We start from the raw sequence: 22062 nt of genomic DNA, 5'->3' as shown, positions 1-22062 counted from the left end.
AGCTATAACATTTTTTATGAGAAAAATTTTTATTATTATTTCATTGTTTTTTTTGAGTGTTACAAGTTGTCAAAATAAAGAAAAGACAGAAACTGCAACCGAAAACGACACAATTGTAAATCAAGATACTACTATGGTAGTTAAGGATACTGTAGTTGTAGACACAACTAAAGTTGATTCATCTGATGTTGAATTATTGAACAAAATGTCTACAAAAACAACAATAAAAACGACAGATCCTTCTAAAGGTAAGTTTGCTTTAGCAGAAACTAAATGGAAGTTGGTAGAATTAAATGGTAAAGCAGTAAAAAGCACTACTAACAAAGACTATTTCATCAATTTAGATTCTAAATCTGGAAAGTTTGCAGCTTATGCAGGTTGTAACAATATAGCTGGAACTTTTGTAATGAAAGCCACAGGAAAATTGGCTTTTTCGAAAGTAATTGCTACCAGAATGGCTTGTCCAAATATGGAGTTTGAAAGTAACTTCATCAAAACAATTGAAAAAACTGACAATTATATGATTGAAGGTAAAATGTTGCATTTTCATAAGTCAAAAGGAGCAGCTTTAGCAAAATTTGAAGCGGTTAAATAGTTTATTTAAATTACAATTTATCAAAAGGTATTCTGTAAAGAGTGCCTTTTTTGTTTTATTTAATTTAGAAAAATTATTTTGACTAATTCAATATCCTATATTTGCATAAAATTTTTAAAATGCCAAGAATTCTAGCCATAGATTACGGAATTAAGCGAACAGGAATTGCTGTTACCGACGATTTTCAAATAATTGCTTCAGGATTAACAACAATTCCGTCTGAAACAGCGATTGCTTTTTTAAAGGAATATTTCAATAAAGAAAAAGTTGAGAAAGTAATTATTGGTGAACCCAAACAAATGAATGGTCAACCATCTGAAAGTGCCGAAATTATTGAAAAATTTGTTATCAAATTCAAATCAGAGTTTCCTCAAATGAAAATGGAATGTGTAGACGAACGATTTACTTCAAAAATGGCTTTTCAAACCATGATTGATAGCGGATTAAAAAAGAAACAACGCCAAAACAAAGGTTTAGTAGACGAGATTGCTGCAACAATAATACTTCAAGATTATTTATTACGATATAAAATTGTTTAATGTAAAATTGTATAATGTAAAATTGTATTGATTTATAATATAAATTACTTTTTACTATAAATTTCATTTAAAAAATGCTAAACTCCCAACTTCCAGCTTCTAACTTCCAACTCAATCCTGATGTAATCCTTATCGGAACTGGAATCATGAGTGCCACTTTAGGTGTTCTTCTAAAAGAATTGCAACCTGATATCACTATAGAAATTTACGAAAGATTGGATAAACCAGCTCAAGAAAGTTCTTCGGCTTGGAATAATGCTGGAACAGGTCATTCTGCTTTTTGCGAACTAAATTATACGCCTCAAAAAGAGGATGGAAGTGTTGATGTAAAAAAGGCGATTAAAATTGCCGAACAATTTGAAGTAACTCGTCAGTTTTGGAGTTATTTGGTTGAGAATAATAAATTGTCAAATCCTGAAAATTTTATCCATTCTATTCCGCATTTAAGTTTTGTTTGGGGAAAAGAAAATGTTGAATTTTTACATAAGCGTCACCAAGCGTTAATTAAAAATCCACTTTTTTCAGAAATGAAATTTAGTGCCGATTTGGAACAACTAAAATCGTGGATGCCTTTAGTAATGCAAGATAGGAGCGAAGCTGAAGCTGTAGCAGCTACAAAAATGGATTTTGGAACTGATGTTGACTTTGGCGAATTAACAAAAAGAATGCTTGACTATTTGTCAAAACAAGATGGCGTTTCAATTCATTATAATCATGAAGTAAAAAGAATAAAGAAAAAAGAAGATAAAACTTGGCGTTTGAAAATCAAGGATTTAAATTCAGATGAAAAAATAAAATCGAAAGCCAAATTTGTTTTTATTGGAGCAGGCGGAGCATCATTATTGCTTTTGCAAGAAGCCGATATACAAGAAGCTGAAGGTTATGGCGGATTTCCTGTTGGCGGACAATGGTTGAAATGTAACAATGAAGATGTAATACAAAAACATCATTCAAAAGTTTATGGTAAAGCATCTGTTGGTGCACCACCAATGTCAGTTCCACATTTAGATACACGAATTATTAATGGTAAAAAAGAACTTCTTTTCGGACCATTTGCAGGTTTTTCAACCAAGTTTTTGAAGAATGGTTCCTATTTAGATTTATTGGATTCTATCGAATTGGATAACATAAAACCTATGCTTTATGCAGGATGGAATAACATGCCTTTGACTAAATATTTGATAGAACAAGTAATGCAATCAGACGAAAATCGAATGGAAGCTTTACGCGAATATTTTCCAAATGCCACAATGGAAGATTGGGAATTACTCGATGCTGGTCAACGTGTTCAAGTCATCAAAAAAGACGAAAAAGAAGGCGGAACCTTAGAATTTGGTACAGAAATTATAACTTGCTCTGACGGAACTTTGGCGTGTTTACTTGGCGCTTCACCAGGAGCTTCAACAGCTGTATCGGCAATGATTGATGTTTTAAATCGATGTTTTAAAGAAGAAATGAATTCTGCTGATTGGCAAGAAAAATTAAAAAAAATGATTCCTTCATTTGGAAAACCTTTGAATGAAAACCCTAAATTATGTAAAGCAATTAGAGAAAAAACAAGCAAAACCTTGAAATTACAACACTAATTTATTTTTTTAATTACTTTTGCACTTTGGATTCAAAAAATCTAAAATCTAAAATCAGAAATCTAATATAAGAATGATATTACCAATAGTTGGCTACGGCGATCCAGTTTTAAGAAAAGTATGTGATGATATCACTTCAGAACATCCAAATTTGCAAGAAATCATCGCAAATATGTATGATACTATGTATAATGCCTATGGTGTTGGTTTAGCTGCGCCACAAGTAGGTTTGCCAATTCGATTATTTGTAATTGACACCGAACCTTTTAGTGATAGTGAAGATTTAACAAAAGAAGAACAAGAACAATTAAAAGGATTCAAGCAGACATTCATCAACGCCAAAATGTTGAAAGAAGAAGGTGAAGAATGGGGTTTCAATGAAGGTTGTTTAAGTATTCCAGATGTTCGTGAAGATGTTTACCGAAACGAAACCATCACAATTGAATATTTTGATGAAAGTTTTAACAAAAAAATAGAAGTTTATGATGGCTTGATTGCCAGAGTAATACAGCACGAATACGATCATATTGAAGGAATTTTATTTACGGATAAAATATCTACACTAAAACGTACGTTAATTAAAAAGAAATTACAAAATATCATGGATGGTAAAGCAAGACCAGATTATAAAATGAGATTTTGTAATAAAAAAGGAAGATAGTTTTTTTTTAAATTCCAAGCGAGAAATTCCAAATTCCAAAATTTTCATGAAGTTACAAAATTGGTATTTGGGATTTGATATTTGGAATTTTATTTAGTTATATTTGCCACCGCTTAAAATAATTTTTAGAAAATGAATGTAGAAAAAATATTAGCCATTTCAGGAAAACCAGGTTTATTCGAATTGAAAATTCAAACGCGTTCAGGTTTTGTTGCTGAGTCATTATTAGATGGAAAAAAGATTACAGTTGGAATGAAAAGTAACGTAAGTTTACTTTCTGAAATTTCAATGTACACTCATAGTGAAGAAAAACCTTTAGTTGAAATTTTACGTGCCATTGCAGTAAAAGAAAATGAAGGACCAGCAATTTCTCACAAAGAAGACAATGCAAAATTGATTGAGTATTTTTCTCAAATTGTGCCAGATTATGACGAAGATAGAGTTTATCCATCAGATATTAAAAAAGTGTTGAATTGGTATAACATGCTTCAAGCTAAAGGAATGGTTTCAAAAGAAGAACCAAAAGTTGAAAACGCTGAATCTATAAAAGAACAAGTTGTAGAAGAAGTTAAAGCAAAAAAAGAAACTGCTGAAAAACCAAAAGCTAAAGCAAAAAAATAGTTAATTACTTTTTTATAAATACAAATCCTATTGCTCAAATTGTGTAATAGGATTTTTTATTTTTACAAAAATCAAAATCATGAATTCAAGACAACAGCAACTCGATGCTTTCAATAGATTATTAGATATTATGGACGATTTGCGTGCCAAATGTCCTTGGGATAAAAAACAGACTATAGAAAGTCTTCGTCATTTAACCATTGAAGAAACTTATGAATTGGGTGATGCTATTCTAAATAATGACTTACAAGAAGTTAAAAAAGAGCTTGGTGATTTGTTATTGCATATTGTGTTCTATGCCAAAATAGGTAGTGAAACTAATGATTTTGACATGGCTGATGTTTGCAACGAAATTTGCGATAAGTTAATCCATCGTCATCCTCATATTTACAGTGATGTTGAAGTTGCTGATGAGGAAGAAGTAAAACAAAATTGGGAAAAACTCAAACTTAAAGAAGGAAAAAAATCGGTTTTGGAAGGTGTTCCAAAAGGTTTACCAGCATTAGTAAAAGCTTCTAGAATTCAGGATAAAGTGAAAGGAGTTGGATTTGACTGGGAAGAACCACATCAAGTTTGGGATAAAGTACAAGAAGAATTGCAAGAACTTCAAGTAGAAATAGCTTCCGGAAATCAAGACAAAATTGAAGCTGAATTTGGAGACGTTTTATTTTCCATGATAAACTATGCAAGATTCTTGAAAGTCAATCCCGAAGATGCTTTGGAACGTACCAATAAAAAATTTATAAAGCGTTTTCAATATTTAGAAAGCAAAGCTGGAGAACTCGGAAAACCTTTGATGGATATGACATTAGCTGAGATGGATGTTTTTTGGAACGAGGCGAAGAAGTTGTAACTATGATAAACTTTATAATTCTTTAAAAATACTTATATTTGAAAACTAACCAACCAAAAACTAACCAATGTCAGAAGTAAAACACGAATTAAAACGTTCCTTAGGATTAATTGATGCCACAAGTATTGTTGCAGGTTCCATGATTGGATCTGGAATATTTATTGTAACAACACAAATGGCAAAAGATGTAGGTTCGGCTGCATGGATTTTGGTGATTTGGTTAGTTACTGGTTTGCTTACAATGAGTGCTGCATTGAGTTATGGTGAATTAGCAGGAATGATGCCAAATGCTGGCGGACAATTTGTATACATCCAACGTGCTTATGGAAAACTAGCCTCATTTCTATATGGCTGGACCGTTTTTACGGTTATTCAAACTGGCGTAATCGCAGCTGTTGCTGTTGCTTTTGCCAAGTATTCTGCAGTATTTTTTCCGGTTTTAGATACCGAACTTATAAAAATTGGAGATAGTTTCGTTTTTACCAATAAGCAAATTTTAGCCATGGCTAGTATATTATTATTAACTTACATCAATACTAGAGGAGTTAAAACAGGTAAATCGATTCAATTATTTTTTACTTCAACCAAATTGATTGCGCTTTTCGCATTAATTATTTTAGGATTGTATGTTGGTTTAAAAACTGATATTTTATCCAACAATTTTGCCAATATGTGGGATGCATCAAAAACCGTAGTAAATCCAGACGGAAGTATTACTGTTACAAAATTAATCGGAATTGGTTTAATAGGAGCAATGGGTGCTACAATTATAAACTCACTTTTTTCAAGTGATGCCTGGAACAATGTTACTTTTATTGCTGGCGAAATTAAAGATCCCAAGAAGAATATTCCACGAAGTTTATTTTTAGGAACTTTAATTGTAATTATCATTTATATTTTAGCGAATGTAGCTTATTTGGCTTTACTTCCAATAAATGGAACTCCAGATTCAGGTAGTGTTTTAGGAAACGGAATCATGTTTGCCAGCGAAGATAGAGTAGGAACTGCGGCAGCCAATATGATTATGGGAAATATTGGTGTTTTTGTGATGGCTGGATTAATTATGATTTCAACTTTTGGATGTAATTCAGGTTTAATTTTATCTGGCGGAAGATTATTTTATGCTATGGCAAAAGACAACTTGTTTTTTAAAGCAGCAGGTGATTTAAACGATAAAGATGTTCCAGCAAGAGCACTTTGGTTGCAATGTTTATGGGCTTGTATACTTTGTATTTCTGGTAAATATGGTGATTTACTTACTTATGCCACATTTGCATCACTTTTGTTTTATATTTTAACTATTTACGGAATTTTTATTTTAAGAAAAAAAGAACCTAATGCTGAGCGTCCCTATAAAGCATTTGGTTATCCTGTTATTCCAATTTTGTATATTGTTGTGACTACTTTGATTTGTATCTGTTTACTAGTTTATGATAAAAAAAGCACTGGTTTAGGACTTTTTATCGTGGCATTAGGAATACCAGTATATTATTTATTTTTGAATAAAAAAGAGTAAAATGGAATTACCTTATTATGCTGTGATTTTTACTTCAAAAAGAACAGAAATTGATGAAAATTATTCTGAAATGGCTACCAAATTGGTTGAATTAGCTCAATTTCAAGAAGGATTTCTTGGTATTGAATCTGCTAGAAATGAGATTGGCATTACAGTTTCTTATTGGAAAACACTCGAAGATATTAAAAATTGGAAACAAAATTTAGATCATCTTGATGCCCAAAAATTAGGTGTTTCAAAATGGTATGAAAATTATACTGTAAGAATAGCTTTGGTTGAAAAAGAATATAGTTTTGAAATCGCCACTAAAAACAAGTTTGTTGCAAACAAACACAAATGAAAATAGCGATTCATATGCACCAAAAAACAAATAATTTTTACATATGAAAAATAAACTTATTCAGACATTCTTTTCAATTTATTTCTGTCAACAATTGCGATTTTTTTGCCGACTAATTCAATCAATCCAGTTTTGTTAAATTCAGAAAGTAATCTGATGCAACTTTCTGTTGCAGTTCCAATCATTCCTGCAAGTTCTTCTCTTGATAATTGAATGTGAAGTGTACCATCTTCATTTTTCCCAAAAGTATCTTCAAGATGAAGTAAAGTTTCCGCTAAGCGTTCTTTTACACTTTTTTGTGCTAAAGAAACCATGTGATCATCGGCATCTTTCAAGTCACCACAAATGGTTTTCATAACGTTCATAGAAAACTGATTGTTCTCATTGAAGAATTCCATAATTTCCTTTTTTGGTATAAAGCATACTTCCATATCTTCAAGTGCAACAGCACTTAAATTAGTAGGTTCTTCACTTATTAAGGAACGTTGACCTAACAATTCGCCTGGTTTTACCAATTTTACAATTTGGTCTTTACCATTCGCACTAAGCTTTGTAAGCTTGCAAACACCATCTTTGATACAAAAAATTCCATTTGTAGATTCTCCTTCTTCAAAAATTGGTTCTCCTTTTTTTATGGTGTAAGAAGTTTTACATTCTGCCATTTTAAGAAGTTCTTCTTTATTTAATGCCTTAAGCGAGCTAAATTGTCTAACGATACATTGTTCACATTTACTACTCATAGGAGATCTTTTAGATGATTTACAAAATTACAAATTTGTATGACAATTATCATATTTTACTTCTCTTTTATGTGTGAATTTTGTCTCAGGTAAAATGAGCAAATTTATGGACACAAAGAATTGTTTCCATTGTGGTAATGAAATTATAAAAAAAGACGAAGTTCTATTTGATGAAAAAAGTTTCTGTTGTAATGGTTGTAAGACTGTTTATGAGATTTTTAGTCAGAACGACATGTCTTGTTATTATGATTTTCAAGCATCTCCTGGTGCGACACCACTGGATATTAAAGGTAAATATGATTTTTTAGACAATGAAGAAATTGTTACTAAACTTCTCGAGTTTCAAGAGGATTCAACCGCTATTGTTTCACTCTACATTCCTCATATACACTGCAGTTCGTGTATTTGGATTTTGGAAAATCTACAAAAGCTTCAATCAGGAATAAGCACTTCTCAAGTTAATTTTGGTGAAAAGAAAGTTAGAATTAATTTCAATTCTGATAAAACTTCGCTAAAACAAATTGTAGAAATGTTGTGTTCTATTGGATATGAACCCTATATTTCATTAGAAAATTTTGATGAAGGAAAAAAGAAAGTAGATCGAACCTTAATCTATAAAATAGGAGTAGCATTTTTCTGTTTCGGAAATATCATGCTGCTATCGTTTCCCGAATATTTTGAAGTGGAAGAATTTTGGATCAATCAGTATCGTGGATTTTTCCGATGGTTAATTTTTGCACTTTCACTTCCTACCTTTATATATTCTGCAAGTGGATATTATGTTTCGGCATGGAAAAGCATCAAGTCAGGACTTTTAAATATTGATATTCCTATTGCTTTGGGAATTGTTGTAATGTTTATAAGAAGTACTGTCGATATTGTATTTGATTACGGACAAGGTTTTTTCGATAGTATGTGCGGATTGATTTTCTTCATGCTACTTGGAAAATTATTTCAGATAAAAACTTACGATTTTCTTTCTTTTGAACGTGATTATAAATCCTATTTTCCAATTGCAGTTACTAGAGTTGCATCCGATGGTAGCGAAGAATCGGTTCAAGTTTATGATATTGTAAAAGGAGACAGATTATTAATCAGAAATCAAGAATTACTTCCAGTTGACGGAATTTTAATTTCACCAAAAGCATCTATCGATTATAGTTTTGTGACAGGTGAAGCAGTTGCCATTGAAAAAAAATCAGGCGATAAAGTTTTTGCAGGAGGAAAGCAGTTAGGAAAAGTCATCGAAATGGAAGTGCTTTTTTCTGTGTCCAATAGTTATTTAACTCAATTATGGAGTAATGATGTTTTTCAGAAAAGAGTAGAGCAACAACATAAAACCATTACCGATAAAATTAGTCGCTATTTCACGCCTGCTTTATTAGGATTGTCTATTGTGTCCTTTTTATACTGGGTATTTATCGATGTTACCACAGCTTTTAATGTCTTTACAGCTATTCTAATTGTAGCTTGTCCATGTGCTTTAGCTTTAACAGCACCTTTCACAATGGGAAATGTTTTACGAATTCTCGGAAATAGAAAATTCTACTTAAAAAATGCATTAGTCGTAGAACAATTAGCTAAAGTTGATAGTATTGTTTTTGACAAAACAGGAACCATCACAACCAATGAAAAAACAGCAATTACTTACGAAGGTTCCGAATTGAATGCATCAGAATTGAGATTGTTAAAAAACGTTTTGCGAGGTTCTAATCATCCATTGAGTAGAAGATTGTACGATTTTATTCCGAATCAAGAAAAGTTAGATACAACAAGTTTCGAGGAAATAATCGGAAAAGGAATTTTTGCCGAAATTGAAGGAGTTAAAGTAAAATTAGGATCATCTCAGTTCTTAAAAACCATGACAGAAAACACACATAAAAAAACCAAAGTGCATGTTGAGTTTAATGGAGTTTATAAAGGAAGTTATGTCTTTAATAATCAATATAGAGAAGGGTTAGAGTTGTTGTTTGAAAAATTATCTAAAAAATACAATCTAATAGTTTTATCAGGAGATAATGATGGTGAGCGTAAAATTTTAGAAAAAATGTTGCCATCTAATACCTCTTTAGTTTTCAATCAAAAGCCTGAACAAAAATTACAATACATTGAAAGTTTGCAAAAAGAAGGTAAAAACGTAATGATGATAGGAGATGGACTAAACGATGCCGGAGCTTTAGCACAAAGTAACGTTGGAATCTCAATTTCAGAAAATGTAAATGTCTTTTCACCAGCCTGTGACGGAATTTTAGACGCATCCCAATTCGATAAAATAGCTTTTTTTATGAATTATTCTAAAAATGCTATGAAGACAATTTACATGAGTTTTGTTTTGTCTTTATTATATAATGCTGTAGGATTGAGTTATGCGGTTTCAGGAAATCTGTCTCCAATTATTGCGGCTATTATAATGCCATTGAGCACAATAACTATTGTGAGTTTTGTTACGATAATGACCAATATATATGCAAGAAAAAGATAATTATATATAACTGTTAAGTATCGAAAGTCAATATTTTTAATGTAATAATTCAAGTATGATAAATATCATATTTTATAAATAAAGGGTAAAGTAATTTTGTTAACACAAATTTAAGGTATGAGTGTCATTTACATGTTAATCACAATTAGTATAATCGTAGCTATTTTCTTTTTATATGCTTTTATAAGAGCTGTAAAAAGCGGTCAATACGATGACGATTATACACCATCAGTCAGAATGCTTTTTGACGATGAACTTCGCAAAGAAACTAACAAAAATCAAATACAAATAACAGAAGAAAAACAATTATAATTATGGACAAACAACAATTTTATTACGACAACAAAATTGTAAGAAACTTCATTTATGCCAGCATCGTTTTTGGTGTGGTTGGTATGTTGGTTGGATTAATATTAGCATTTATGTTTTTATTTCCAAACGTAACCAGTGGGATTTCTTTTTTAAGTTTTGGTAGACTTAGACCATTACACACTAATGCGGTAATCTTTGCTTTTGTGGGTAATGCAATGTTTGCAGGAGTTTATTACTCAATGCAACGATTGTTAAAAGCTAGAATGTTTAGTGATTTTTTGAGTAAACTTCATTTTTGGGGTTGGCAATTAATCATTGTTTCTGCTGCAATCACTTTACCATTAGGTTACACAACTTCAAAAGAATATGCTGAGTTAGAATGGCCAATTGATATCGCCATAGCATTAATTTGGGTTGTATTTGGTATCAACATGATTGGAACTATTATTAAAAGAAGAGAAAGACATATTTACGTAGCGATTTGGTTCTACATTGCGACTTTTGTTACGGTTGCTGTTCTTCATATCTTTAATAGTTTAGAATTACCTGTTTCTGGATTAAAATCTTACTCAGTATACGCTGGTGTTCAAGATGCTTTGGTTCAATGGTGGTATGGTCATAATGCAGTTGCATTTTTCTTAACGACACCTTTCTTAGGAATGATGTATTATTTTGTTCCTAAAGCGGCAAATCGTCCTGTATATTCATACAGATTGTCTATTATCCACTTTTGGTCATTAATCTTTATTTACATTTGGGCTGGACCTCACCATTTACTTTACTCAGCATTACCTGATTGGGCTCAAAATCTTGGAGTTGTTTTCTCTATAATGTTAATTGCTCCATCTTGGGGTGGTATGATTAATGGTTTATTAACTTTAAGAGGTGTTTGGGATAAAGTAAGAACCGATTCTGTGTTGAAATTTTATGTAGTTGCAATTACTGGATACGGAATGGCAACTTTTGAAGGGCCAATGTTATCTCTTAAAAATGTTAATGCTATTGCTCACTTTACAGATTGGATTATTGCTCACGTTCACGTAGGAGCTTTAGCTTGGAACGGTTTCTTATCTTTTGGTATGATATATTGGTTAATACCTCGTATTACTAAAACAAAATTATACTCAGAAAAATTAGCAAACTTCCATTTCTGGATTGGTACTTTAGGTATTATTTTATATGCTCTTCCAATGTACGTTGCAGGATTTACTCAAGCTTCTATGTGGAAACAATTTGATGCACAAGGGGCTAAATTAGAATATGGTAACTTCTTAGAAACAGTTACTCAAATTATGCCAATGTATTGGATGAGAGCCATTGGAGGAACTTTATATCTTACAGGAGTAATTGTATTAGTTTACAATATTATTAAAACAGTAAAACAAGGTTCTGCTGTAGAAGACGATGCTGCAGAAGCTGTAGCGCTAACAACTATTAGTCCTAACAGATTAAAAGGTGAAAAATGGCACGCTTGGTTAGAAAGAAAACCAGTTCAATTCATGCTTTATACTACAGTTGCTATTTTAATTGGTGGAGCTGTTCAGATTTTGCCAACAATTTTAGTAAAATCAAATATACCAACAATTGCTGCAGTTAAACCTTATACACCTCTTGAATTACAAGGAAGAGATTTATATATCAGAGAAGGATGTGTAAGTTGTCACTCTCAATTAATTAGACCTTTCCGTTCAGAAGTTGAACGTTATGGAGACTATTCTAAATCAGGAGAATTTGTTTATGATCATCCATTCTTATGGGGTTCTAAACGTACTGGACCAGATTTAGCAAGAGAAGGTGTGAAACGTAACAATCCATTTGTAGGAGGTAGAGATAATGTTTGGCATTTCAATCACATGTATGACCCACAAAGTATTTCATCTGGTTCAATTATGCCAAGTTACCAATGGTTAATTCATGACAAACTTGATAATTCACTTATTCAAAGTAAAATGAAAGCAATGGTAACATTAGGTGTTCCTTATACTGACCAAGAAATTGCTGATGCATTGAAGAGTATTGACAAACAATCTACTGAGATTGAAACAACATTGCTTACTAATAATGAAATTAAAAAATCTTTTGGAAATGAAACTGCTGTTCCATTGAAAAATAGAGAGATTGTAGCACTTATAGCTTATCTACAAAGATTAGGTACAGATACTTACGTTAAAGATAAAAAAGAATAGTTATGTTGAAATTTGTAAAACACAATTTAGAAACTATTGATGGTGTAGCAATATACCCAATAATATCACTAACTATATTCTTTACTGCTTTTGTATTGTTCACAGTTTGGGCTATGACTTACAGCAAGGATACTATAAAAGAAATTAGTGATCTTCCGTTAAACGACTAATTTAATTACCCATTTAAAAAGTAAAAAAATGAAAAAATTATTTCCATCATATGTAAGAGTTCCAGTGATTTTTGCCATCGTTATGATTGCAATGGAATATTTTATAGACTCAGGAGACCAGCCAGCTTTCATAAAGTATCCTATGCTATCTTTATTTCTTGCTGTATTCCTGTTCTTGTTAGTAGCCATAGAAATTGTGGTTAGTGCTGTAGATAAAGTTACTTATCATTTGTTGACTGATGATCAGAAAAAACAATTAGAAGAAGCTCAATCGATTCCATTTACTGAAAGTAAATTCTATCAAGGAATCATGAATAAATTTACTCGTTCTAAAGGTATCGAGCAAGAATCTGATATATTGTTAGATCATGATTACGATGGAATTCGCGAACTTGATAACGTGCTTCCACCATGGTGGGTAAATTTATTTTATGCAACCATAATTTTTGGACTAGTTTATATTGTTAGATTCCATGTGGTTAATGATTATACTCAGGCAGAAGAATTTGATCAAGAAGTAGCATTAGCCAATATTGAAATAGAAAAAAATAAAGCCGCAAATCCAGTTGAAGAAGTTACAGTAGATAAAGTTACTTTATTAACAGATGCAGAAAGTTTAGCAAAAGGAAAAGAAATTTTTGTTAACGCTTGTGCTGCTTGCCATAAAGCAGATGGAGGAGGAGTAGTTGGTCCAAACCTAACTGACGAATTCTGGATTAATGGTGGCGGTATTAAAAATGTATTTAAACTGATTGCAGAAGGTAGTAAAAACAATCCAACAATGGTTGGTTGGGCTAAAACACTTGGAACCAAAGAAGTTCAAAAAGTTTCAAGCTACGTTATTAGTTTACAAGGAACTAAACCAGCAGGTGCAAAACCAGCTGAAGGAGAAAAATGGGTTGAAGAAGCTGCTCCAAAAACTGATGCACCAGCAACAGCTGCAACAGATACAACTAATGTTGCAACAACAAAATAATGTATTTAATGAAAGGTTTTAAGTTAAGCTTAAAACCTTTCAAAATTAAACGAGCTTTAAATTCGTAAAAAATAAAAAAAATGGCAACCAATTTACCTGATGATAGTTTTAGAGACACTATTGCAACTATTGATGAAACAGGAAAAAGAGCTTTTATTCATCCTAAAAAGCCATCTGGACCTTTTTATGATAAGCGTAAAATAGTAAGTTATTTTTTACTACTGTTTTTATTATCAGCTCCATTTATCAAAATTAATGGAAATCAGTTTTTGATGTTTAATGTTTTGGAAAGAAGGTTTAATATTTTTAGTTTTCCTTTTTGGCCTCAAGATTTTCACCTTTTTGTGATTTCAATGATAATAGGAGTAGTTGGTTTAGCACTATTTACTGTTGCATTTGGTAGAATTTTTTGTGGTTGGTTTTGTCCACAAACAATTTTTATGGAAATGGTTTTCCGTAGAATTGAGTTTTGGATAGATGGTGATAGAGCTCAACAAATAAGATTAGCAAAGCAAGATTGGGATGGAGAAAAGATAAGAAAGAGAGTTACTAAATGGATCATCTTTTTTATAATTTCTTTTATAATTGCTAATGTTTTTCTAGCTTATTTGATAGGTAGTGATAAACTAATATCATTTATTTTAGATGGACCAACCAAAAACGTTAGCACATTAATATCTTTATTAATCTTCACAGGAGTTTTCTATTTCATTTTTGCTTGGTTTAGAGAGCAAGTTTGTATTATAGCTTGTCCTTATGGTAGAATGCAAGGTGTTTTATTGGATAACAAAACCATAAATGTCGCTTATGACCACGTAAGAGGTGAAGGTGAAATAGGAAGAGCTAAATTTAATAAAAATGAAGATAGAGCTGCTTCAGGAAAAGGTGATTGTATCGATTGTAAAGTTTGCGTTCATGTTTGCCCAACAGGAATTGATATTAGAAATGGTACTCAATTAGAGTGTATCAATTGTACTGCATGTATCGATGAATGTGACACGATTATGGAGAAAGTTGGTTTGCCAAAAGGACTCATAAGATATGCCAGCGAGGATGAAATCGTAAAGAAAGAGAAGTTCAAACTTACCACAAGAATGAAAGGTTATATTGCAGTTTTAGCAATATTAATTGGAGTTTTTATAGGTATGCTTTTCTTAAGAAATGATGTTGAAGCAACAATTTTACACATGCCAGGTCAATTATTTCAACATGAAGGCGATAACATCACAAACATTTATAATTACAAGATTGTAAATAAAACAGAAGGTGAATTTAGTAATGTGACTTTCAAATTAATTGAGCCTAAAGGTGAAATTAAATTGGTTGGAAGCCCATTTATTAAAGTACCAAAACAAGGAATCACTGAGGGATCAATGTTTGTTAAAGTACCTGAAAAAGATTTAAAAGGAGAAAAAATTGATGTTAAAATTGAAGTTTACGATAACAATAAACTAATAGAAACAACAACAACCAATTTTACAGGTCCAAGAAATTTTAATTAGAAATAGGATTATAATTATATAAATAAAAAAGATTATGAAAATCAATTGGGGAACAGGAATAGTAATTGCATTTGCACTTTTTATGAGTTTTATCTTATTCTTTGTTTTCAAAGTGCAATCCGATAGTAAATATGACAACGAATTAGTGGTTGAAAAGTACTATTTGAAAGAACAAACATTTGAAAAACAATTGGAAAAAGAGCAAAATGCTCACGATATGTCTGAAGTAGTAAAAATTACATCTTCTGAAAACGGAATAATGATAGCATTTCCTGATGGATTTGATATCTCTAAAATAAATGGAAAAGTGTCCTTATACAGACCGTCAAACAAAAAATTAGATTTTGAGGTTCCTATCTCACTATCTAGTCCACATTTGCTCATACCTAAAAGTAATTTGGTTGGCGGTCGTTGGGACATTTCTATAGATTGGTCTTATGAAGGCAAAGAATTCTTAAGTAAAGAAACTATTTTATATTAACAAGCGTCATGCTTTACTCAGCTCTTATATTCGGTTTGATTAGTAGTTTGCATTGCATTGGTATGTGCGGTCCAATTGCCATGATGTTGCCTGTAGATAGGAGCAATCCAACAAAAAAAGTAATTCAAATAATGCTTTATCATTTGGGTAGATTGTCTGCCTATGCATCATTAGGACTTATTTTCGGAATATTGGGTAAAGGATTTTATATGGCTGGTATCCAACAACACATATCAATAATTGTTGGAATTTTAATGATTGTAATTGTATTAATTCCTGAGCGAGTGTTCATGAAATATAATTTTTCTAAACCAGTTTATAAGTTAATATCTAATGTAAAAACAAGTTTAGGAAACCAATTTAAAAGAAAATCTCCGGACGCTCTTTTTACCATTGGATTATTAAACGGATTTCTCCCATGCGGATTGGTTTATGCTGCTCTCTTTGGAGCCATAGCCATGCAAAATGTAACTTTAGGTGTAACTTATATGTTACTTTATGGATTGGGAACCATACCAATGATGAGTGCTGTAGTTTATATATCTAATTTCTTATCTATTCCAATTCGAAGTAAAATGCAAAAGTTAATTCCTGTTGTTACAGTTATTATCGGAACGCTCTTTATTTTAAGAGGATTAGGATTAGATATTGACTATATATCTCCAAGTAACATGAATTTGTTTGTGCAAGCAAACGCAAATTGTCATAATTAATTAACTAAATGCAAACTATTATGGAAAGACATGATTTAATCCACGAGTTTCCTGAATATCAGGATAAAATCCACCAATTAAAAGTTGAAGATACTCATTTCAGAAAAATATTCGATGAATATCACGAATTAGAACATAGAATTCACAATATCAATACTGGTGAAGAAATTGTAATAGATGAATATGCTCATGAGTTAAAAGCAAAGTTACTACATCTTAAAGACGAGATTTATTCTCACCTTAATAGATAGTAATTTTTATTTTGGGTTTTAAAGAAAAGCACGCTGTAAGGCGTGCTTTTTGAATATTAGTGCAATCTGTGTTAATAATAATTAGTGCAAATTCGTGAAATTTGTGTAAAAACTAAACCGTCATCGAAAACAATTCTGTCTGTGGAAGATTTCGCTTTAGACGCAAGTCAAATGCCATGCAAATGTTTCTCACAAATGGTTTTCCTTTTTCTGTAACTTGTATAGATTTTCTTGAAATTTTCACCAAACCATCAGTTTCCATTTCGTGAAGTTGATTGATGATTTCAGGTAATTCAGGAAAAAAGTCGCTATCATTTTTCCAAGATGTTTCAAATTGACACATCAAATTTAGAATATGTTTTCTGATAATTAAATCTTCATCATTTAGAATATGACCACGAAAAACTGGCAATTCATTAGCATCTAATCTTTTGTAATAGTCTTCAATAGTTTTTTCATTTTGAGCAAAACTATACCAACTATCGCTTATTGAAGAAACGCCAAGTCCAATCATCAATTGCGTTTTGGATGATGTGTATCCCATAAAATTACGATGTAAATTTCCTTTTTGAAATGAATCATACATGCTATCGGTTTCTAAAGCAAAATGATCCATCCCAATTTCATGATAATTATTTTGAGATAATCGATTTTTTCCTGCTTCATAAAGTTGACGTTTTTCATCATCTTTAGGCAAATCTTCACCTTTAAATCCGCGTTGTCCGTTACCTTTTATCCAAGGCACATGAGCATAACTATAAAATGCCAATCTATCTGGTGAAAGCGATTTTGTTTTATCAATCGTATCAATTACATCATTCAATGTTTGAAATGGTAGTCCAAATATTAAATCGTGACCAATTGAAGTGTAGCCAATTTCTTTGGCCCAAAAAGTAACTTTCGCCACATTGTGAAACGGTTGAATTCTATGAATAGCTGTTTGAACTTTACTAGAATAATCTTGTACACCAAAGCTAACTCTTCTAAATCCTAAATCATAAAGTGATTGCAAATGGCGTCGTGTAGTGTTATTTGGGTGACCTTCAAAACTAAATTCGTGTTCTTTGGCTTTGATTGCACGAGTGAAAATTCCGTTGATTAATGTTTCTAAATTTTCTGGAGAGAAGAAAGTAGGTGTTCCGCCACCAAGGTGAATTTCTTTGATGATGGGTTTATTTGGTAATAAATCGCAATACAAATTCCATTCTTTTAAAACCGCTAAAATATACGGATTTTCAACTTCGTGATTCTTTGTTATTCGTTTGTTGCATCCACAAAAGGTGCACATGCTTTCGCAAAAAGGCAAATGAATATATAAACTAATACCTTCAGAAGCATTAGATTCGTTGAATGATTTTATAAAAGTATTTTTCCATTGTTCCAATGAAAATAAATTTTCTTCCCAATAAGGAACCGTCGGATAACTTGTATATCTTGGTCCAGGAACATTATATTTTTGAATTAAGGAAATTGACATGATGGTCTACTTTTAAGTTTCAAAAGTAACCTGAGTTCTGTTATAAAAAAATGATAATTGTCATATTGAAGTGAAAAGAAAAGAGAGAATAGAGTGTATGTATAATGGTATTTTTCTCTCGTCAAAAAAGACGAGACGAAATGACAAAAACTGTTTTGCAATATTAGTTTTCACTTTAAAGTTTGTGAAATTTTTCATTAAAATTAATTCGTGCAAATTGGTGAAATTCGTGTAAAAAAAGAAATAAAAGAAAACCACACATAAGTGGTTTTTTTAAATTGATATGATTAACAGTTATTCAGCTCGTGTACCATTTCGTTGGTTATAGACGGAAAGTTGGAAAATCTCTATATTCTAAATGCTGTTGCGCCAACTTGGCAAATCATAATTGAAGTTTTAAATTTCAATTATCAAAGTTAATTTAAGAATTGAAAACATATTTTACATTATAAATTGTGATTGTTGTAAATTAAAATTGAGCTATAAAAAAAGCTCACCGTTTAAAGTGAGCTTTCGTTTTATTTATTCAAATTTCTAATTTGTTTTAACTTGTCTTTCCAAGAAACTAATTCTTCTTTATGTCTTTCAATTGTTTTTCTAACTTCAGTTACAATTGAATTTTCTTTTTTAGCATTCTTAGTATTTTGGAAGAACTGAATGTTGTTTTCTAATTGGAAAATTTCATTTTGAACTTCATCAATTTTTCTCATGATGAAGATTTTTTCATTATCTAACTTTCTACTGTCTTCAGAACCTGCAATATTATCCAAACGATTAGCAAAACGCAATTGCTCGCTTTCTTTTTTGCTTGAACTTAATTTTTCAAATAAGGCATCCAAAATTTTATTGAATTTTCCTTCTACATGTCTTCTGTTGAAAGGAACTCTTCCAATAGATTTCCAAGCTTCAATATGTGCTTTAATAGCATCCAAATCAGTTTTGTGATCACCAACTAATTCAAATGAACGTAATGTTTCTAAATATTCTTTTTTCTTTTCAAAAGCAGCAACCTCTTCAGCATTTTCCTCTTTTTTACTGTCTTTTAAACGTTCAAAATAATGGTTACAAGCCGCTTTAAATTCATCCCAAAGTTTGTCAGAAAACTTTCTTGGCACGTGTCCAACTTGTTTCCAATCTTCTTGAATTTGCTTCATTAAAGGCGTTGTAGCAGCAAAATCTTCACTGTCTTTCAATTCATTTGCTCTATCTACAAGTGCTTGTTTTTTGCTTAAATTATCGTTTTGATCTTTCTTTATGTCTTTGTAGAAAGAGTTTTTCAAAACATTAAAATCACGAACTGCATTTTTAAATTTTGCCCAAGTAGCTTCATTCACTTCACTAGGAACTTTTCCTGTAGCAAAGAATTGATTTCTCAAAGCTTCCACTTTTACAATTTGGTTCAACCATGCTTGGTGCGAATCTACTTTCTCTTGAGCTAAAACTTCTAATTGCGCAATGATTTCGTTTTTCTTTTCAAGATTTTCAGTTTCTTTTGCTCTAAAACTCTCGTAAAAAGCTTCACGTTTGTCGTGCATTTGCTTGGTCAATTCACTGAATTGTTTCCATAATTCTTCACGGTGTTCTCTAGAAACTGGTCCGATATCTTCTTTCCAAATACGGTGTAAATCTTGCAATTCACGGAACGATTTATTGATGTCAGTTTCATGAATTAATTCACCAACACGAGCTATAATTTTGTTTTTTAACTCTAAATTGTGTTTGAATTCTTGATCACGTGCATCTCTATCTAAGTGCAAGAAATCATAAAAATTCTCAATGTGGAAATGATAGTTATTCCAAACGTGGTTGTACTTGTCTTTTGGAATTGGTCCAGCATTTTTCCAACGTTCTCTAATATCATTCAATTGTTTTAGAGCATTGGCAATATTTCCTGTCGAATTGTTAACCAAGTTTTTCAACTCTTCAACAATCGCCATTCTGTTTTCTAAATTCGCTTTCAAATTGTTTTGAAGCGATTTAAAATGTGCATTTTTCTTATCTCTATATTGATTATATAACGAATCAAATTTTGTTTTTAACGGAAAACTATAATGAAAATCTTCAGTAGTATCTGGATTTTCTGCATGAAATTCATCTCTTTTTTCATCCATAAAATGGTGAAATTTAGACAAAAATGCTTTTTTAACTTCTTCAACATGTTCACGAACCGACATTACTTGGTCAGTAGCAACAAGTGTTTCTAACTCTTCAACCAATTTTTCAATTGGCAAAGCTTCATAATCTTGCAACGGAATGTCATAACGACCTTTTACCGTTTCATCTTCGCTTTCTTCTGCATTAGCATTTGCAATTGCGTTCATTGCAAAATCATTTTCATCTTCTAAAACGATAGTATCGTCAGCAACTTGTTCGTCTGTTAATTCAATAACATTTTCAACAACTTCTTCAGTTGTATTTTCGATAGTTGGAACTTCTTTAGGTGTTTCTGTAATTTGTTCACCTACAAGGTCTTCAACTTCTAGAGCCGATTCTTGTTCAGCTTCAGCTACCAATGGCGCTTCAACTTCGGTATCAGGAACCAATTCAACTTGTGTTTCAACAGCTTCTGCGATTGCTTCAACTTCTTGATTTTCAGTTTGAACCGCTTCTTGAGAGGCATTGTTTACGTTTCCATCTGTCTCGTTTTCGTTAACTGACAGGTTATCATTCTTTTCTTCTAACATTTGCTTAAATGTGTAAGGTTATACAATATTTTCCTTTTTGGAGGGCGAAAGGTAGTAAAGTAGCATCAAAAATCAAAGAAAATCAATGGTTTCTGTTGTTTTTATTAAGAAAATTTTAAGAAGAGAAAGAAAAGAAAATTACTTATTCCAAATCGTCCATGCTTTTTCTGCTTGAAAAACCAACATTTCGTAGCCATTTTTTGTTACAGCACCTTTTTTCTTGGCTTTCTTTAAAAATTGTGTTTCCTCTGGATTGTAAATTAAGTCAAAGGCAATGTGTTTTTCTGTAAAAAACTCGTACGGAATAGGAGGAAATTCCTTTGTGTTTGGACTAGTTCCAAGTGGTGTGCAATTGATTATTATTTGAAAATTATCAAATGTTGTAACGTTGACTCTGTTGTAATCAATGGCATTTTCTGTAGCTTCTCTAGACACAAAAGTGTAAAAAATCCCTAATTTATCTAAAGCAAAGGCAACTGCTTTTGAAGCACCACCAGTTCCAAGAATTAATGCTTTTTTATGATGCGGTTGGAGTAGTGGCTCTAACGATTTTTTAAAACCATACCAATCAGAATTATAACCTTTTAGATTTCCTTTTTTGGTAAAACGAATCACATTCACAGCACCAATTCTGAACGCTTTATCTGACATGGTATCAAGAAATGGAATAATAGCTTCTTTGTAAGGAATAGTTACGTTTAAACCTTTCAAATCGGGATTTTCTTTCAATACATTCGGAAATTCTTCTATCGTTGGAATATCAAAATTCTCGTAAGTGCAATCATCAAAAAGTTCTTTTGAAAATTTTTCTGTAAAGTATTTTTTAGAAAAGGAGTAGGTGATGTTTTTACCTACTAACCCAAATTTTTTATGGTCTTGTTGCATCGATAACTATTGGGATTAGAAAATTGCATCTCACATTTTTACCTTTTTGAACTGCAGGCCTCCAATTTGGCATTCCTTTTAAAATACGAAGTAGTTCTTTTCCCGAATCATAACCAATATCTCTAAGAATTTTGATTTCGCTTATATTTCCGTTTTTTTCTACAACAAAACTAGCTAAAACTTTACCTTTAAGTTGTGCTTCTTTCATTTCATTAGAATAATTGAATCTTTTAGAAATATACAAATGAAATTTTTCAATTCCACCAGGGAATTCAGGTTTTTCTTCAACTGCAAATACCGGATAAATACTGTTTTCATCATAAACAATTTCACCAGGTGCTTCAGTCAGTTCAGAATTGGGTTCAATAGTAACTGTTTCAATATTTTTTTCAGTTACGATAGTTTTTGAAACTGAATTTGTTGTTTCTTTTTTTTGAGCAAAAAAAGTATTTATAGCTAAAAAACAAATGATACAAAAGAACTTTTTCATAA

Annotated in this window: 22 protein-coding genes; 17 read left to right on the top strand and 5 right to left on the bottom strand. The window is 31.5% G+C overall.

The window, feature by feature from the left end; all coding sequences use genetic code 11:
- The first annotated feature begins 16 nt into the window (after positions 1–16).
- From ABD766_RS07280 to ABD766_RS07245, 8 genes are all read left to right on the top strand, one after another.
- On the top strand, positions 17–595 hold the full coding sequence (locus ABD766_RS07280) for an META domain-containing protein (protein WP_344816056.1): 579 nt from the start codon (positions 17–19) through the stop codon (positions 593–595).
- A gap of 119 nt (positions 596–714) precedes the next feature.
- Entirely contained in the window at positions 715–1134 is a 420-nt protein-coding gene (gene ruvX / locus ABD766_RS07275; RefSeq protein WP_344816055.1) for a Holliday junction resolvase RuvX, read from the top strand.
- A 74-nt stretch (positions 1135–1208) separates the two neighbouring features.
- Positions 1209–2720 carry a malate:quinone oxidoreductase gene (locus ABD766_RS07270; RefSeq protein ID WP_344816054.1) on the top strand — a complete coding sequence of 504 codons (1512 nt, stop codon included), beginning with the start codon at positions 1209–1211 and terminating at the stop codon, positions 2718–2720.
- 73 nt (positions 2721–2793) lie between these two features.
- Entirely contained in the window at positions 2794–3381 is a 588-nt protein-coding gene (gene def / locus ABD766_RS07265; RefSeq protein WP_344816053.1) for a peptide deformylase, read from the top strand.
- A 132-nt stretch (positions 3382–3513) separates the two neighbouring features.
- On the top strand, positions 3514–4002 hold the full coding sequence (locus ABD766_RS07260) for a DUF5606 family protein (RefSeq protein ID WP_344816052.1): 489 nt from the start codon (positions 3514–3516) through the stop codon (positions 4000–4002).
- Positions 4003–4081: 79 nt separating this feature from the next.
- Positions 4082–4855: a nucleoside triphosphate pyrophosphohydrolase gene (gene mazG / locus ABD766_RS07255; RefSeq protein ID WP_344816051.1), complete on the top strand. Its 774-nt coding sequence runs from the start codon at positions 4082–4084 to the stop codon at positions 4853–4855.
- A gap of 67 nt (positions 4856–4922) precedes the next feature.
- Positions 4923–6371 carry an APC family permease gene (locus ABD766_RS07250; protein ID WP_344816050.1) on the top strand — a complete coding sequence of 483 codons (1449 nt, stop codon included), beginning with the start codon at positions 4923–4925 and terminating at the stop codon, positions 6369–6371.
- A gap of 1 nt (position 6372) precedes the next feature.
- Complete coding sequence (locus ABD766_RS07245) at positions 6373–6711, top strand: antibiotic biosynthesis monooxygenase family protein (RefSeq protein ID WP_344816049.1); 339 nt, start codon at positions 6373–6375, stop codon at positions 6709–6711.
- A 56-nt stretch (positions 6712–6767) separates the two neighbouring features.
- Here the strand turns inward: ABD766_RS07245 and ABD766_RS07240 are convergent, their stop codons facing one another.
- On the bottom strand, positions 6768–7451 hold the full coding sequence (locus ABD766_RS07240) for a Crp/Fnr family transcriptional regulator (RefSeq protein ID WP_344816048.1): 684 nt from the start codon (positions 7449–7451) through the stop codon (positions 6768–6770).
- A gap of 106 nt (positions 7452–7557) precedes the next feature.
- On the opposite strand from ABD766_RS07240, the gene ABD766_RS07235 reads away from it, so the two are divergent.
- The 9 genes from ABD766_RS07235 to ABD766_RS07195 all read left to right on the top strand — a co-directional run bounded on the left by ABD766_RS07235 (position 7558) and on the right by ABD766_RS07195 (position 16524).
- Positions 7558–9933 carry a heavy metal translocating P-type ATPase metal-binding domain-containing protein gene (locus tag ABD766_RS07235; protein ID WP_344816047.1) on the top strand — a complete coding sequence of 792 codons (2376 nt, stop codon included), beginning with the start codon at positions 7558–7560 and terminating at the stop codon, positions 9931–9933.
- 117 nt (positions 9934–10050) lie between these two features.
- Positions 10051–10245, top strand: a complete 195-nt coding sequence (gene ccoS, locus ABD766_RS07230) for a cbb3-type cytochrome oxidase assembly protein CcoS (protein WP_298302622.1) — start codon at positions 10051–10053, stop codon at positions 10243–10245.
- A 2-nt stretch (positions 10246–10247) separates the two neighbouring features.
- A complete protein-coding gene (gene ccoN / locus ABD766_RS07225; RefSeq protein WP_344816046.1) occupies positions 10248–12431 on the top strand; it encodes a cytochrome-c oxidase, cbb3-type subunit I in 2184 nt (727 codons plus the stop codon).
- Between the two features lie 2 nt (positions 12432–12433).
- Positions 12434–12601 carry a CcoQ/FixQ family Cbb3-type cytochrome c oxidase assembly chaperone gene (locus ABD766_RS07220; RefSeq protein WP_298302616.1) on the top strand — a complete coding sequence of 56 codons (168 nt, stop codon included), beginning with the start codon at positions 12434–12436 and terminating at the stop codon, positions 12599–12601.
- 28 nt (positions 12602–12629) lie between these two features.
- Positions 12630–13577: a cbb3-type cytochrome c oxidase N-terminal domain-containing protein gene (locus ABD766_RS07215; RefSeq protein ID WP_344816045.1), complete on the top strand. Its 948-nt coding sequence runs from the start codon at positions 12630–12632 to the stop codon at positions 13575–13577.
- Positions 13578–13657: 80 nt separating this feature from the next.
- Positions 13658–15079: a cytochrome c oxidase accessory protein CcoG gene (gene ccoG, locus ABD766_RS07210; protein WP_344816044.1), complete on the top strand. Its 1422-nt coding sequence runs from the start codon at positions 13658–13660 to the stop codon at positions 15077–15079.
- A gap of 34 nt (positions 15080–15113) precedes the next feature.
- The gene (locus ABD766_RS07205; protein ID WP_344816043.1) at positions 15114–15560 is read left to right on the top strand and encodes a FixH family protein; all 447 of its coding nucleotides are present in this window, start codon (positions 15114–15116) and stop codon (positions 15558–15560) included.
- 8 nt (positions 15561–15568) lie between these two features.
- A complete protein-coding gene (locus tag ABD766_RS07200) occupies positions 15569–16273 on the top strand; it encodes a sulfite exporter TauE/SafE family protein (protein WP_344816042.1) in 705 nt (234 codons plus the stop codon).
- A 20-nt stretch (positions 16274–16293) separates the two neighbouring features.
- A complete protein-coding gene (locus ABD766_RS07195; protein ID WP_298302603.1) occupies positions 16294–16524 on the top strand; it encodes an HP1242/YdcH family protein in 231 nt (76 codons plus the stop codon).
- A gap of 112 nt (positions 16525–16636) precedes the next feature.
- Here ABD766_RS07195 and hemN read toward each other — a convergent pair whose 3' ends face one another.
- From hemN to ABD766_RS07175, 4 genes are all read right to left on the bottom strand, one after another.
- Positions 16637–18001, bottom strand: a complete 1365-nt coding sequence (gene hemN / locus ABD766_RS07190) for an oxygen-independent coproporphyrinogen III oxidase (RefSeq protein WP_344816041.1) — start codon at positions 17999–18001, stop codon at positions 16637–16639.
- Positions 18002–18519: 518 nt separating this feature from the next.
- The gene (locus ABD766_RS07185; RefSeq protein ID WP_344816040.1) at positions 18520–20685 is read right to left on the bottom strand and encodes a DUF349 domain-containing protein; all 2166 of its coding nucleotides are present in this window, start codon (positions 20683–20685) and stop codon (positions 18520–18522) included.
- Positions 20686–20823: 138 nt separating this feature from the next.
- Positions 20824–21570, bottom strand: a complete 747-nt coding sequence (locus ABD766_RS07180) for a shikimate dehydrogenase family protein (protein WP_344816039.1) — start codon at positions 21568–21570, stop codon at positions 20824–20826.
- Positions 21554–22060, bottom strand: a complete 507-nt coding sequence (locus ABD766_RS07175) for an energy transducer TonB (protein WP_344816038.1) — start codon at positions 22058–22060, stop codon at positions 21554–21556. Before ABD766_RS07175 ends, ABD766_RS07180 begins: the two co-directional genes overlap by 17 nt.
- Positions 22061–22062: the final 2 nt, after the last annotated feature.

It is taken from the genome of Flavobacterium cheonanense (assembly GCF_039539185.1).
Taxonomy (GTDB): domain Bacteria; phylum Bacteroidota; class Bacteroidia; order Flavobacteriales; family Flavobacteriaceae; genus Flavobacterium; species Flavobacterium cheonanense.
The sequence above is the reverse complement of the archived record's forward strand: the minus strand, read 5'-3'. Positions and strand labels throughout refer to the sequence as shown.

Coding starts and splice junctions, on each gene's coding strand:
- ABD766_RS07245 (WP_344816049.1), top strand. CDS start 6,373: ATGGAATTACCTTATTATGCTGTGATTTTTACTTCAAAAAGAACAGAA.
- ABD766_RS07175 (WP_344816038.1), bottom strand. CDS start 22,060: ATGAAAAAGTTCTTTTGTATCATTTGTTTTTTAGCTATAAATACTTTT.
- ABD766_RS07220 (WP_298302616.1), top strand. CDS start 12,434: ATGTTGAAATTTGTAAAACACAATTTAGAAACTATTGATGGTGTAGCA.
- ccoN (WP_344816046.1), top strand. CDS start 10,248: ATGGACAAACAACAATTTTATTACGACAACAAAATTGTAAGAAACTTC.
- ruvX (WP_344816055.1), top strand. CDS start 715: ATGCCAAGAATTCTAGCCATAGATTACGGAATTAAGCGAACAGGAATT.
- ABD766_RS07250 (WP_344816050.1), top strand. CDS start 4,923: ATGTCAGAAGTAAAACACGAATTAAAACGTTCCTTAGGATTAATTGAT.
- ABD766_RS07235 (WP_344816047.1), top strand. CDS start 7,558: ATGGACACAAAGAATTGTTTCCATTGTGGTAATGAAATTATAAAAAAA.
- ABD766_RS07215 (WP_344816045.1), top strand. CDS start 12,630: ATGAAAAAATTATTTCCATCATATGTAAGAGTTCCAGTGATTTTTGCC.
- ABD766_RS07260 (WP_344816052.1), top strand. CDS start 3,514: ATGAATGTAGAAAAAATATTAGCCATTTCAGGAAAACCAGGTTTATTC.
- mazG (WP_344816051.1), top strand. CDS start 4,082: ATGAATTCAAGACAACAGCAACTCGATGCTTTCAATAGATTATTAGAT.
- ABD766_RS07195 (WP_298302603.1), top strand. CDS start 16,294: ATGGAAAGACATGATTTAATCCACGAGTTTCCTGAATATCAGGATAAA.
- ccoG (WP_344816044.1), top strand. CDS start 13,658: ATGGCAACCAATTTACCTGATGATAGTTTTAGAGACACTATTGCAACT.
- hemN (WP_344816041.1), bottom strand. CDS start 18,001: ATGTCAATTTCCTTAATTCAAAAATATAATGTTCCTGGACCAAGATAT.
- ABD766_RS07270 (WP_344816054.1), top strand. CDS start 1,209: ATGCTAAACTCCCAACTTCCAGCTTCTAACTTCCAACTCAATCCTGAT.
- ABD766_RS07205 (WP_344816043.1), top strand. CDS start 15,114: ATGAAAATCAATTGGGGAACAGGAATAGTAATTGCATTTGCACTTTTT.
- def (WP_344816053.1), top strand. CDS start 2,794: ATGATATTACCAATAGTTGGCTACGGCGATCCAGTTTTAAGAAAAGTA.
- ccoS (WP_298302622.1), top strand. CDS start 10,051: ATGAGTGTCATTTACATGTTAATCACAATTAGTATAATCGTAGCTATT.
- ABD766_RS07240 (WP_344816048.1), bottom strand. CDS start 7,451: ATGAGTAGTAAATGTGAACAATGTATCGTTAGACAATTTAGCTCGCTT.
- ABD766_RS07180 (WP_344816039.1), bottom strand. CDS start 21,570: ATGCAACAAGACCATAAAAAATTTGGGTTAGTAGGTAAAAACATCACC.
- ABD766_RS07200 (WP_344816042.1), top strand. CDS start 15,569: ATGCTTTACTCAGCTCTTATATTCGGTTTGATTAGTAGTTTGCATTGC.
- ABD766_RS07185 (WP_344816040.1), bottom strand. CDS start 20,685: ATGTTAGAAGAAAAGAATGATAACCTGTCAGTTAACGAAAACGAGACA.
- ABD766_RS07280 (WP_344816056.1), top strand. CDS start 17: ATGAGAAAAATTTTTATTATTATTTCATTGTTTTTTTTGAGTGTTACA.